This is a genomic window from Rhizobium sp. R693 (assembly GCF_002211315.1).
Lineage (GTDB): Bacteria > Pseudomonadota > Alphaproteobacteria > Rhizobiales > Rhizobiaceae > Rhizobium.
Genome location: NZ_LOKY01000023.1, coordinates 39,592 through 52,903 on the forward strand (window position 1 = coordinate 39,592; position 13,312 = coordinate 52,903).

At 61.0% G+C, this 13,312-nt stretch carries 13 protein-coding genes; all 13 read right to left on the reverse strand.

What is annotated here, in order from left to right; all coding sequences use genetic code 11:
- Positions 1-18: 18 nt before the first annotated feature.
- The gene (locus ATY79_RS17860) at positions 19-657 is read right to left on the reverse strand and encodes a LysE family transporter (protein WP_088704535.1); all 639 of its coding nucleotides are present in this window, start codon (positions 655-657) and stop codon (positions 19-21) included.
- A 20-nt stretch (positions 658-677) separates the two neighbouring features.
- Entirely contained in the window at positions 678-1,430 is a 753-nt protein-coding gene (locus ATY79_RS17865) for an SDR family oxidoreductase (protein WP_088692939.1), read from the reverse strand.
- A complete protein-coding gene (locus ATY79_RS17870; RefSeq protein WP_088692940.1) occupies positions 1,427-1,978 on the reverse strand; it encodes a hypothetical protein in 552 nt (183 codons plus the stop codon). Before ATY79_RS17870 ends, ATY79_RS17865 begins: the two co-directional genes overlap by 4 nt.
- A gap of 51 nt (positions 1,979-2,029) precedes the next feature.
- Complete coding sequence (odhB, locus tag ATY79_RS17875; protein WP_088692941.1) at positions 2,030-3,274, reverse strand: 2-oxoglutarate dehydrogenase complex dihydrolipoyllysine-residue succinyltransferase; 1,245 nt, start codon at positions 3,272-3,274, stop codon at positions 2,030-2,032.
- Between the two features lie 29 nt (positions 3,275-3,303).
- Positions 3,304-3,621: a YciI family protein gene (locus tag ATY79_RS17880; RefSeq protein ID WP_088692942.1), complete on the reverse strand. Its 318-nt coding sequence runs from the start codon at positions 3,619-3,621 to the stop codon at positions 3,304-3,306.
- A gap of 12 nt (positions 3,622-3,633) precedes the next feature.
- Entirely contained in the window at positions 3,634-6,618 is a 2,985-nt protein-coding gene (locus ATY79_RS17885) for a 2-oxoglutarate dehydrogenase E1 component (RefSeq protein ID WP_088692943.1), read from the reverse strand.
- 161 nt (positions 6,619-6,779) lie between these two features.
- On the reverse strand, positions 6,780-7,685 hold the full coding sequence (gene sucD / locus ATY79_RS17890) for a succinate--CoA ligase subunit alpha (RefSeq protein ID WP_088692944.1): 906 nt from the start codon (positions 7,683-7,685) through the stop codon (positions 6,780-6,782).
- A 13-nt stretch (positions 7,686-7,698) separates the two neighbouring features.
- Entirely contained in the window at positions 7,699-8,190 is a 492-nt protein-coding gene (locus ATY79_RS17895; protein ID WP_088692945.1) for a DUF1579 family protein, read from the reverse strand.
- Positions 8,191-8,199: 9 nt separating this feature from the next.
- Positions 8,200-9,393 carry an ADP-forming succinate--CoA ligase subunit beta gene (gene sucC / locus ATY79_RS17900; protein WP_088692946.1) on the reverse strand — a complete coding sequence of 398 codons (1,194 nt, stop codon included), beginning with the start codon at positions 9,391-9,393 and terminating at the stop codon, positions 8,200-8,202.
- A gap of 40 nt (positions 9,394-9,433) precedes the next feature.
- Positions 9,434-10,396 carry a malate dehydrogenase gene (gene mdh, locus ATY79_RS17905; RefSeq protein ID WP_088692947.1) on the reverse strand — a complete coding sequence of 321 codons (963 nt, stop codon included), beginning with the start codon at positions 10,394-10,396 and terminating at the stop codon, positions 9,434-9,436.
- A 179-nt stretch (positions 10,397-10,575) separates the two neighbouring features.
- Complete coding sequence (zapE, locus tag ATY79_RS17910) at positions 10,576-11,739, reverse strand: cell division protein ZapE (RefSeq protein WP_088704536.1); 1,164 nt, start codon at positions 11,737-11,739, stop codon at positions 10,576-10,578.
- A 50-nt stretch (positions 11,740-11,789) separates the two neighbouring features.
- Complete coding sequence (locus ATY79_RS17915) at positions 11,790-12,299, reverse strand: protease inhibitor Inh/omp19 family protein (protein WP_088693228.1); 510 nt, start codon at positions 12,297-12,299, stop codon at positions 11,790-11,792.
- 223 nt (positions 12,300-12,522) lie between these two features.
- Positions 12,523-13,302 (reverse strand): succinate dehydrogenase iron-sulfur subunit, encoded by a 780-nt coding sequence (locus ATY79_RS17920; protein ID WP_088692949.1) that lies wholly within the window; start codon positions 13,300-13,302, stop codon positions 12,523-12,525.
- Positions 13,303-13,312 lie beyond the last annotated feature (10 nt).

Genomic DNA, 13,312 nt, shown 5'->3' on the forward strand with positions numbered 1-13,312 from the left:
TCCTTTTTCGTTATTTGCTTAGTCAGCCGCGCGAGCGAGCGCGAGGCGGAAACCGAAGCCGACCAGTGCGGCGCCGGTGATGCGGTTGAACCATTTGCCGCTTGCTATGAAGCGGTCGCGAATGGGCTTTACGGTGAAGAAAGTGGCGACGCCGGCGAACCAGACGACGAGTGCGGTGGCCATGCCGATGCCGTAGCTGAACTGGATAAGCGCCGGGGTATCGTGGTGCACCAGCGTCGAGAACAGCGACAGGAAAAACAGGACCGGCTTCGGATTGAGCGCGTTGGTGATGAAGCCCATCCCGAGGCACTTGAGCGCCGAGATCGGCTTGCGATCTTCGTCCGTCACCTCGATCTCATTCACCTTGAAGCCCGGCTCGCGGAAGGACTTGATGCCGAGGTAGACGAGATAGGCGACGCCGGCCCATTTGATCATGGCAAACAGCATCAGCGACTTGGAGACGATCAGGCCAAGGCCGAGGATCGTGTAGCTGATGTGAAAGAGCAGTGAGAAGCCCATGCCGAGGCCGGTCATCATGGCGGCACGGCGGCCATGCACGATGCTCTGGCGCAGGATGACGGCGAAGTCGGCGCCCGGTACGACGATGAAGATCGAAAAGACGGCCATCAGGCCGAGAAACTCAAGGAAGTATTGCATGGCGATATGGTCTCCGCGTCCTAACGGCCGCCGCTAACATTGAGTATGGCGCCCGTTATATAGGAAGCCGTCGGCGAGAGAAGGTAGAGGACCGCATCGGCGATCTCCTCTGCCGTGCCGGGCCTCTGCATCGGAATGCTCGGCGCCAGGTCGCGTGCGCGGTTCGGCAGGCCGCCGGATGCATGAATGTCGGTATCGATGACACCGGGGCGGATAGCGTTCACACGCACGCCCTCATTTGCCACCTCGCGCGACAGACCCACGGTGAATGTATCGATCGCGGCCTTCGATGCGGCGTAGTCGACATACTGCGAGGCCGAGCCCAGAACGGCTGCCATCGACGAGATGTTGACGATTGCCCCGCCATTGCCGCCATGCCTCGACGACATGCGGCGGACGGCTTCGGCCGCGCATAGGATCGAGCCGGTCACGTTGATCCGCATCATCCGCTCAAGTCGCTCGACGCTCATCTCGTCGACGCGCTGCTGGGCATCGACGATGCCGGCATTGTTGACCAGTCCATCCAGCCGCCCGAAGTGCTTCTCGACTGTCTGGAACATCGAAACGATATCCTGCGCGCTGCCGACATCGCCCTTGATTGCGATGGCGTCACCGCCCTCGGCCTTGACCTCCGAGACGATAGCGTCGGCAGCCGCGCGGTTGGCGGCGTAGTTCACAGCAACGTTCCAACCCTGGCGGGCAGCGAGCCGGCAGACCGCAGCACCGATACCCCGACTACCGCCGGTAACAAGAAGGACCGGTCGTTCTGTCATTTCGCGCACTCCGTGAATGCCAGGACATCCCACGGCGCAACCGTCGCCTTGTCGTTGCCCCAGATCTGCGATTGGCGGATCGCCGGACCGAGACCCGGCAGAAAGATATTCTCGGCGGCTGCCGCGGCTTCGGACTGCAGATTCTCGATCTCGCCCTTGGCATTCGCGCCGTAGATCGTGCCCCGCCAGATCGTGCAAGCGTCCAGATCGGCGCCCGTCACGTCGCCACCGGGGCATTTGAACATCAGGATACCGACAGCGCGTTCCGGATCGTCTGACGGCATCACATAGCCGTCGAGCTCGATCGAGGTCTTCAGCACCTTCAGCTTGAACCGGTTGCTGGCAGCCGCCGCTTCCGAATTGATCGGCGTGAAGCGCAACTCGTAGGCGCCATCCCTATCTGCGTAGACAGCACTTGCCTGGCTGCAGTCGGGAGCCGCCACAGCGATCGCAGGCAACGCCAACAAGAACGCGAGCGACGCCCCCACCCTGCCTTTGGCAAGGGGAGGCATCTTGGTCTTACGCCCTGTGGAGATTGCCAGCGACATCGCGCGCCCCGCTGAGGTGGAAAGGGCCGCTCGCGCGGCCCAGTCGAATGCTTAGAGATCGAGAACCAGACGCTCCGGATCTTCCAGGCTTTCCTTCACGCGAACGAGGAAGGTCACGGCTTCCTTGCCGTCGACGATGCGGTGATCGTAGGAAAGCGCGAGATACATCATCGGACGGATGACGATCTGGCCACCGACGACAACCGGACGGTCCTGGATCTTGTGCATGCCGAGGATACCGGACTGCGGCGCATTCAGGATCGGCGAAGACATCAGCGAGCCGTAGACGCCGCCATTGGTGATCGTGAAGGTACCGCCCTGCATGTCGGCCATCGAAAGCGAACCGTCGCGGGCAGCCTTTGCCAGACGTGCCAGTTCCTTCTCGACTTCAGCGATCGACATCTGGTCAGCGTCGCGGATGACGGGAACAACGAGGCCCTTGTCCGTGCCGACGGCCATGCCGATGTGGCAGAAGTTCTTGTAGATGATGTCGGTACCATCAATCTCAGCGTTAACAGCCGGCAGTTCCTTCAGCGCATGGGTGATCGCCTTGGTGAAGAAGCCCATGAAGCCGAGCTTCACGCCATGCTTCTTTTCGAAGACGTCCTTGTACTTGGCGCGCAGGTCCATGACCGCCTTCATGTCCACCTCGTTGTAAGTGGTCAGCATGGCGGCCGTGTTCTGGGCGTCCTTCAGGCGCTTGGCAATCGTCTGGCGCAGGCGCGTCATCTTCACACGCTCTTCGCGAGCGGCGTCCTCTACCGTCGACGGGCCGCGGGCAGCAGCCGGAACGGCGGGAGCGGCAGCGGCTGCCGGAGCGGAGATGCCCTTGGCAACAGCAGCAATCACGTCGCCCTTCAGAACCTGGCCGCGCTTGCCGCTACCGTCGATCTGATCGGCCGACAGATTGTTCTCGGCCAGCATCTTGGCGGCAGCCGGTGCGGGCGGCATGGCGGAGACTGAAGCAGCCGGCGCAGCAGCAGCGGCGACTGGTGCAGGTGCCGCAGCAGCGGGCTCGGCAGCCTTGGCGGGAGCGGCCGGGGCAGCAGCGGCACCGACGCCTGCTGCGATCTGGCCGAGCAGTGCGCCGAGACCGACCGTCTCGCCAGCCTGGGCAACGATTTCGGACAGCGTACCGGAAGCCGGTGCCGGCACTTCGATGGTCACCTTGTCGGTTTCAAGCTCGAGAATCGGCTCGTCAGCCTTGATGGCGTCGCCGACCTTCTTGAACCAGGTACCGACGGTTGCCTCGCTGACGGATTCACCGAGAGTTGGAACGCGGATTTCTGTGGCCATTGTTCAAATCCTGATTTGCTTGTGTTCGTTTATTCGTTTCCGGCAGCAGATGGCCGGAGAATGATCGAGGGCATTGGCAATATGTCAAAGCGAAAGCCGTAACCGGACTGGATGATCGGATCGGCATCGGCAAGCGCTTGCGCCGCCTTCTGATCCGCTGCCGAAACGACTGCCATGCCCCAGGCTCCCTCGCCTTCGAAGACGGGACCGACGGCAATCGCCAATCCCTCTTCTGCGTTGCGGTGCCAATAAGCGGCATGGCGGCTCATCGCAGCCATTTCCTCTCCGGTCGCGTCATGCGGGAAGCGAGGACGAGGCGGCACAAGTCTGAGGAAGAAATATGCCATCGCCCCGATCCCTTAGCCGCCCAGCGCATCCTCGAGGAATGCGGCGAGCTGCGACAGATGCTTGGACATCAGACCCGTGGCCGGCGAAGCGGCAGCCGGGCGGCCGGTGTAACGGACGCGCTGGTACTTCGCATCGATATGGGCGAGCACCCATTCCAGATACGGGTCGATGAACGACCATGCACCCATGTTCTTCGGCTCTTCCTGGCACCAGACCATCTCTGCGTTCCGGAAGCGGGAAAGCTCGTTGATGAGCGCCTTTGCCGGGAACGGATAGAGCTGTTCGACGCGCAGCAGGTAGATGTCGTCAATGCCGCGCTTTTCGCGCTCTTCCAGGAGGTCGTAGTAGACCTTGCCGGTGCACATGACGACGCGGCGGATCTTGGCATCCTTCTGCAGCTTGATCGGGCCGTCCTTGATAACCTCCGCATCGTCCCAAAGCAGGCGATGGAAGGAGGACTCACCGGCCAGTTCCGCAAGGCTGGAAACGGCCCGCTTGTGGCGCAGAAGCGACTTCGGCGTCATCAGAACGAGCGGCTTGCGGAAGTCACGCTTCAGCTGCCGGCGCAGGATATGGAAGTAGTTCGCCGGTGTCGTGACGTTGGCAACCTGCATGTTGTCTTCTGCGCAAAGCTGCAGGAAGCGCTCGAGGCGGGCCGAGGAATGCTCCGGACCCTGCCCCTCGTAGCCATGCGGCAACAGGCAGACGAGACCCGACATACGCAGCCACTTGCGTTCGCCCGACGAAACGAACTGGTCGAAGACGACCTGCGCACCGTTGGCGAAGTCGCCGAACTGGGCTTCCCAGAGCGTTAGCGCGTTCGGACGAGCCAGCGAATAGCCATACTCGAAGCCGAGGACCGCTTCTTCCGAAAGCATCGAGTTGATGACTTCGTAACGAGCCTGGTTGGACGACAGGTTCGCGAGCGGAATGTAGCGCTCTTCCGTCTCTTGATCATAGAGAACCGAATGACGCTGCGAGAAGGTGCCGCGTTCGCAATCCTGGCCGGACAGGCGGATCTTGTGACCTTCGACGACCAACGAGCCGAAGGCAAGCGCCTCAGCCATCGCCCAGTCGAGGTTCTCGCCCGTCTGGATCATGTTGGCACGGTTTTCCATGAAGCGCTGGATCGTGCGGTGCGCGCGGAAGCCTTCCGGAATTTCCGAAAGCTTGCGGCCGATATCCTTGAGCGTCTTCATCGCAACGGCGGTCTTGCCGCGGCGCTGTTCGTCGGCATTGTCGGCCGTGCGCAGGCCCGACCACTCGCCATCCAGCCAGTCGGCCTTGTTGGGCTTGTAGCTCTGGCCGGCGTCGAACTCCTGCTCGAGGTGGGCACGCCAGTCGGCCTTCATCTTCTCGACTTCGCCGTCGCTGACGAGGCCCTCTGCAACAAGACGGTCCGCATAGATCTGCAGCACGGTCTTGTGAGCGCGGATGACCTTGTACATCTTCGGCTGCGTGAAGGACGGCTCATCGCCTTCGTTGTGGCCGTAGCGGCGGTAGCAGAACATGTCGACCACAACGGGCTTGTGGAACTTCATGCGGAATTCGGTCGCGATCTTGGCCGCATAGACGACCGCTTCCGGATCGTCGCCGTTGACGTGGAAGATCGGCGCTTCGATCATTTTGGCAACGTCGGACGGATAGGGCGACGAGCGCGAGAAGGCCGGGTTCGTGGTGAAACCGATCTGGTTGTTGATGATGACATGCATCGTGCCGGCAACGCGATGGCCGCGCAGGCCGGAGAGGCCGAGGATTTCGGCAATCACGCCCTGGCCAGCGAAAGCCGCGTCACCATGGATCAGAAGCGGCAGAACCTTGGCGCGCTCGGACAGCGGGATGATGTCGCCATCCCACACGGTGGCGCCCATGTCCTGCTTGGCGCGAGCCTTGCCCATGACGACGGGATCGACGATTTCGAGGTGCGAGGGGTTGGCCGTCAGCGAGACGTGAACCTTGTTGCCATCGAACTCACGGTCGGAGGAGGCGCCGAGGTGGTACTTCACGTCGCCCGAGCCTTCCACTTCGTCAGGCGCGTAGGAGCCGCCCTTGAATTCGTGGAAGATCGCGCGGTGCGGCTTGCCCATGACCTGCGAGAGCACGTTCAGACGGCCGCGGTGGGCCATACCGAACACGGCTTCACGAAGGCCGAGATGACCGCCACGCTTCAGGATCTGCTCGAGTGCCGGGACGAGCGATTCACCACCGTCGAGACCAAAACGCTTGGTGCCCTTGAACTTGACGTCGAGGAACTGCTCGTAGCCTTCGGCTTCGACGAGCTTGGCGAGGATGGCCTTCTTGCCCTCAGGGCTGAAAGCGACGCCCTTGTCCGGACCTTCGATCCGTTCCTGGATCCAAGCCTTCTCTTCCGGGTTCGAGATGTGCATGAACTCGACACCGAGGGTCGAACAGTAGGTGCGCTCGAGGATCTCGATCATCTCGGGAAGGGTGGCGTATTCGAGGCCGAGAACGTTGTCGATGAAGATCTTGCGGGAATAGTCGGCCTCGGTGAAACCGTAAGCTTCGGGCGACAGTTCCTTGTAGTCTTCGACAGGTGCCGCAATCCCGAGCGGGTCGAGCTTGGCATGCAGGTGACCGCGCATGCGGTAGGCGCGGATCATCATGATGGCGCGGACGGAGTCGCGCGTCGCCTGCAGGATGTCGGCGCCATCGGTCGGCTTGCCGGCTGCTTCCGCCTTGCCCTTGACCTTGGTTTCGATGATTTTCTCTACAGCGCCCCAATCCCCGTCGAGCGCCGAAACGAGGTCGCTCTTCGGCTGCAGGGGCCAATTTGCCTTGCGCCAGGACGCGCCCTTGGCCGCCTTCTTCACATCTTCCGGATTGTCTTCCAGCGCCTTGAAGAAGGACCGCCATTCCTCGCCGACCGAGTTCGGGTCTTCCTCATAACGCGCATAAAGCTGCTCGATATAGGCAGCATTGGCGCCATCCAGGAACGAGGTAATCTGAAACTGCTCGTTGGCTTCTTGCCGTGCCATGGTTACACGCGGACGCCTTCGTCCGCCTCCTGACTTGTGATTCCGCCGGATACTCGACCGGCTTGCCGCATCTGTCGTTAGCCGCCTGTCCGCGGCTCATTCCATTTTAGAAGTCGAGCCCCGGGCAGGCGGTGAACGCCGCTGCCCGAGGTATGGATGGATTAGCCCTTGAGGACTTCAACCAGCGTCTTGCCGAGGCGAGCCGGGGACGGCGACACCTTGATCCCGGCCGATTCCATCGCCGCGATCTTCGATTCTGCGTCACCCTTGCCGCCGGAAACAACGGCGCCTGCGTGACCCATCGTGCGGCCCTTCGGCGCCGTACGGCCCGCGATGAAGCCGGCCATCGGCTTCTTGCGGCCCTTCTTGGCTTCATCGATCAGGAACTGTGCCGCGTCTTCTTCAGCCGAGCCGCCGATTTCGCCGATCATGATGATCGAGGTCGTGGCTTCGTCAGCGAGGAACATTTCGAGCACGTCGATGAACTCCGTGCCCTTGACCGGGTCGCCGCCGATACCGACAGCCGTCGTCTGGCCGAGGCCTTCGTTCGAGGTCTGGAACACGGCTTCGTAGGTCAGCGTGCCGGAACGCGAGACGATACCGACCGAACCCTTGCGGAAGATCGAGCCCGGCATGATGCCGATCTTGCACTCTTCCGGCGTCAGGATGCCCGGGCAGTTCGGGCCGAGCAGGCGCGACTTCGACTTGTCGAGCTTGGCCTTCACACGCACCATGTCCATGACCGGGATGCCCTCGGTGATGCAGGTGATGAACGGGATCTCGGCGTCGATCGCTTCGATGATCGCATCGGCGGCGCCTGCCGGCGGAACGTAGATGACGGTCGCATCGGCGCCGGTCTTGTCCCTGGCTTCGGCGACAGAGGCGAAGATCGGCAGCGAGGTGCCGTCGACGCCAGACGACCACGATTCACCACCCTTCTTCGGGTGAATGCCGCCGACCATCTTGGTGCCGTAATAGGCGAGCGCCTGTTCGGTGTGGAAGGTGCCGGTCTTGCCGGTCAGGCCCTGAACGAGAACCTTGGTGTCTTTGTTGACGAGAATGGACATGCGAGGCCTTTGTTTAGGAGAGGTTGGAAGACGTGGGGGACGTGCGACGGTAGATCCCGCTGACGACCTCCTGCCAGGTGTCGCTGCCTGCAGGCGAAAAGCTCACGCCCATCCGGTAGCGGTCTTCATTTTCAAATGTGAATACGGTGCGCTGTGTACCGCGCGGCGAAGTCTTCGTCAGCACGAGCTCGATGTCGCTCCACTCGCCAGAAGCGGGCGAAGGCGGCACGAAACCCACGGTATCGAACTGGTAGAGCTTGTAGGCCTGCTCTGACCCGTCGAAACCGAAGAGGTTGCGAGCTTCGAACGAAACGGCGCCTTCGCGCGTCTGGCGATAGCGCTGTTCCAGGAAGAACCCGCCGAAGAGCGCCTCAGCGGAGAGTTCGGCACAGGCTTTGCCCTCCGTGGTCCACGCCGACGCTGCCACATGCTCTTCCCCTTCCCAAACGCCGGCAAAGGCGTTGAGACGGAGATGAGCAGCAGAGGGCGTGGACTGGAAGGCCATGATCAGTCCTCAGCCGTTGATCGCCGCGACGATCTTCTTCGCCGCATCGTCAAGATCATCAGCCGCGGTGATCGCCAGACCTGACTCGTTGAGGATCTTCTTGCCGAGCTCGACATTGGTGCCTTCGAGGCGAACGACGAGCGGAACCTTCAGACCGACTTCCTGCACGGCCGCGACAACGCCTTCGGCAATGACGTCACAACGCATGATGCCGCCGAAGATGTTGACGAGGATGCCCTCTACCTTCGGATCCGCAGTGATGATCTTGAAGGCCGCAGCGACCTTCTCCTTGCCAGCACCACCGCCGACGTCGCAGAAGTTCGCCGGCTCCTTGCCGTAAAGCTTGATGATGTCCATCGTCGCCATGGCGAGACCGGCGCCGTTGACCATGCAACCGATGTTGCCGTCGAGAGCGACGTAAGCGAGATCCCACTTGGAAGCTTCAATTTCCTTGGCGTCTTCCTCGGTCTCGTCGCGGAGCGCCTTGACGTCGTCATGGCGGAACAGCGCGTTGCCGTCGAAGGACATCTTGGCGTCGAGAACGCGCAGGTGACCGTCTTTCATGACGATCAGCGGGTTGACCTCGAGCAGCGCCATGTCCTTTTCGCCGAAGGCTTTGTAGAGCGCCGGGAACAGCGACTTGGCATCTTCGGCAGCAACGCCGGTCAGTTCGAGAGCCTTGGAGATCGCAGCAACGTCAGCAGCCGTCACACCGGTTTCCGGATCGATGGCGATCGTGTGGATCTTCTCAGGCGTGTCGTGAGCAACAGCTTCGATGTCCATGCCGCCTTCCGTCGATACGACGAAGGCAACGCGGCCAACCGAGCGGTCGACCAGCAGCGAGCAATACAGTTCGCGGTCGATGTCTGCGCCGTCTTCGATGTAGAGGCGGTTGACCTGCTTGCCGGCTTCGCCCGTCTGCGCCGTTACCAGCGTGTTGCCAAGCATTTCCTTGGCGTGAGCAACGACTTCGTCGATCGACTTGGCAAGGCGAACGCCGCCCTTGGCGTCGGGGCCGAGCTCCTTGAACTTGCCCTTGCCACGGCCGCCAGCATGGATCTGGCTCTTGACCACGTAGAGCGGACCCGGCAGCGACTTGGCGGCAGCTTCGGCTTCCTCGACCTTGAGGATCGGCACGCCCTTCGCGACCGGCGCGCCATAGCCCTTCAGCAGAGCCTTGGCCTGATATTCATGAATATTCATGGGTCTATTCCTGTTTGGATTGCGTCAGCACGCCGACTGATTACTTGAGCGCAGGCGCGATGTTGATGCAGGCTTCGCACAGGCCGGCGACAGCAGCGACGGACTTGTCGAAGGCTTCCTTTTCGGCCTTGTTGAGGTCGATCTCGATGATGCGCTCGACGCCGCCGGCACCGATGACGGTGGGAACGCCGACATACATGTCCTTGACGCCGTACTGGCCGGAGAGCTGCGCTGCGCAAGGCAGAACGCGCTTCTTGTCCTTGAGGTAGGATTCAGCCATCTCGATCGCGGAAGCAGCCGGCGCGTAGTAGGCCGAGCCGGTCTTCAGCAGGCCAACGATTTCAGCGCCACCATCACGGGTGCGCTGGATGATTTCTTCGAGGCGCTCCTTGGTGACCCAGCCCATGGTGACGAGGTCGGTGAGCGGGATGCCGGCAACGGTCGAATAGCGAGCGAGCGGCACCATCGTGTCGCCGTGGCCGCCAAGAACGAACGCGGTGACATCCTGGACGGAAACGTTGAATTCCTTGGAGAGGAACAGGCGGAAACGCGAACTATCCAGAACGCCGGCCATGCCGACGACCTTGTTGGCCGGAAGGCCGGAGAACTTCTGCAGAGCCCAGACCATCGCATCGAGCGGGTTGGTGATGCAGATCACGAAAGCGTTCGGGGCATACTTCTTGATGCCGGCGCCGACCTGCTCCATGACCTTGAGGTTGATGCCGAGCAAATCGTCGCGGCTCATGCCCGGCTTGCGAGCAACGCCTGCGGTGACGATGCAGACGTCCGCCCCTTCGATCGCGGAATAGTCACTGGCGCCCGTCAGATTGGCATCGAAGCCCTCGACCGGAGAGGACTGGGCAATGTCGAGGCCCTTACCCTGAGGAATGCCGTCGGCGATATCGAAGAGAACGATGTCACCCAGCTCCTTCAGGCCGGCGAGATGCGCCAGCGTGCCACCAATCATGCCAGAACCAATGAGTGCGATCTTGTTACGCGCCATTTCGCTGTTTCCTTTGCGATCAAAATTCGTCAGGCGACGCGCGGAGGGGCCTCGCCCAATGCCGCAATCGCATAGCTCCAAAGCCAAAAAATGGCAAACGATTATTTTTGAGCAAGGAAATTCAATCGTTTAGATCATAAAATTCTTACGTAAACGTAAGATAAATTGTCACCGAAACGTTACTCCGCGGCACGACATCCCTGATGCAAGGCCAGATACTCATCGCTGCGCATTTCAAAAAGGCGCGAGACAGTGCGGTCAAATTCGAAGCCCTCGGTACCACGCGCTTGTGTCAGCAAATTTTCAGGCATCGCTGCAGCGGACAGATAGAGCCGCACTGCATGATCGTAAAGCGTATCGATCAGGATAATGAAGCGCTTCGTCTGGTTGCGCTTTTCGGGACCAAGGAACGGTACGTGATCGACGAAGATGGCATCAAAGCGTTCGGCAATGGCGAGAAAATCAGCTGCACCAAGGGGTTTCTCGCAGAGATCAGCAAAGGAAAACCGCGCCAGGCGGTCGACGGCCAGCGGCACGTGGATCGTCCGCCCTTTCATCGGAATTTCCAGCGAGTGCGCCCTGCGGCCATGCAGCGCCTGCATCCAGGAGGCATCCATGGCCATCTCGGTCCGGGCATCAAGCGGCGTCAGATAGACCGGCTGACTGTCGAGCTTCTCCATCCGGTAGTCGGTCGGCGAGTCGAGAGTGACGATCTCCACGTACTGCTTCAGAAGATCGACAAAGGGGAGAAACAGGCTTCGATTGAGGCCGTCCCTGTAGAGATTGTCCGGCTCGACATTCGAGGTCGCGACCAACAGGCATCCACGGCGGAAAAGTTCGGAGAAAAGCCGCGAGAGGATCATCGCGTCGGCGATATCAGTCACGGTGAATTCATCGAAGCAAAGCAGTTCGGCTTCATCATAGAGCGCAGCGGCGACCACCGGAATGGGATCGGCCTGTTTGGTTTCACCCTGCTTGAGCTTCAGGCGATGCGCCGCAATGCGATTGTGCACGTCGGTCATGAATTCGTGGAAATGCGCGCGCCGTTTCTTCGCGCAGGGCGCCATCCCGAAGAACATATCCATCAGCATCGTCTTGCCGCGACCGACGCTGCCGTGAATGTAAAGCCCTTTAACCGTTTCCGATGGCTTCTTCTTGTTGGCGAAAAGCCAGCCGAGAGCGCTCGCCTTTGCCGCCGGCCGTCGCTGCTTCAATCCCGACAGCACCCGATCCAGGCACTTCGCCACATGCATCTGGGCCGAATCGATTTGAAGCGCGCCCGAAACCGTCAGCGACTTCAACTGTTCGCTGACGCTCAGGGAGTAGTCTGGCATGGGTTGCATAAAGGAGGTCCGCCTATGCAGGATCGGCGGCCTTCGCCGCCCAATCTTTTTTAACGGCTGAGGCTGATCGGTTGACCGGTATTGGTCTGGCCGCTGAAGGCATTGTCGGCTGTCTTATAGACACTGCCGATCTGGTTGCCGCTGCGGTCCTTCAGGAGAACCTGCTTGCCGGAAACTTCCCAGGAGCCCATCGCCGTCAGCTCGCCAACGCAGCCGCGCGTACCGCCACGCGAGCCGCTGCCGAGATTGGTAAGCGTCAGGAACATGTCGCAGGAGCCGTTGACGCGCCAGCTGCCGACCATCGATTCCTTGGTGACGTCCATCGCATTCGCCGCCATCGCGCCGGGCTGACCGCCAGCGACAGGTGCCGAGGCCGTCGGAGCGGCAGGAAACTGCGAAGAGCCGGAAGGCGGCGGAAGCTGCCCACCCTGAACCGAGGGAACCGGCTGGGCGGTGAGCGGCGCCGGAGCAGAATAGCTTGCATCATTATATGCGGTGCGCTGGCAGCCAGCTAACGACAGAATAACCACGAGACCTGTCGCCATATGTCTGAACTGCATCATGATACTCCTGATTTTTCCAGTATTGTCCTGAAGTTGCCGCGCAATCACGGCGGAATTATCTTGAAAGGCTGTATTGAATCAAGCCAGCGCGAGGAGAAATTGTGTCTATGTGGGAGCAACGCCGTAGCCGCGAGACAAATTTGGCGCAATCCCGGGTAAATCAAGGCTTCGTGATCGGATAAAGAAAAGGGCCGCATTTGCGGCCCTCTTGCTGGATCGATCAGACGCGGCGCTCGACCATCATCTTCTTGATTTCGGCGATCGCCTTGGCCGGGTTCAGACCCTTCGGGCAGGTCTGCGCGCAGTTCATGATCGTGTGGCAGCGATAGAGGCGGAACGGATCCTCGAGATTGTCGAGACGCTCGCCGGTTGCTTCGTCGCGGCTGTCGATCAGCCAACGATAGGCCTGCAGGAGAACGGCCGGACCGAGATATCGGTCGCCGTTCCACCAGTAGCTCGGACAGGAGGTCGAGCAGCAGGCGCACAGGATGCACTCATAAAGGCCGTCGAGCTTCTGGCGATCCTCGTGGCTCTGCTTCCATTCCTTGGCCGGCGTCGGCGAAACCGTCTTCAGCCACGGCTCGATCGAGCGATGCTGGGCGTAGAAGTTGGTGAGGTCGGGAACCAGATCCTTGACCACGGGCATATGCGGCAGCGGGTAGATCTTCACCGAGCCCTTGATCTCGTCCATGCCCTTGGTACAGGCGAGCGTGTTCGTGCCGTCGATGTTCATCGCGCAGGAACCGCAAATGCCTTCACGACAGGAACGGCGCAGCGTCAGCGTCGGGTCGATCTTGTTCTTGATGTAGAGCAGGCCGTCGAGCACCATCGGGCCGCAATCGTCGACATCGATGTAGAAGGTGTCGATCGACGGGTTCTGGCCGTCATCCGGGCTCCAGCGGTAAACGCGGAATTCGCGGGTATTCTTGGCGCCAGCCGGCTTCGGCCACACCTTGCCTTCGCGCATCTGGGAGTTCTTGGGAAGTGCGAGTTCAACCATGTCCAGTTCC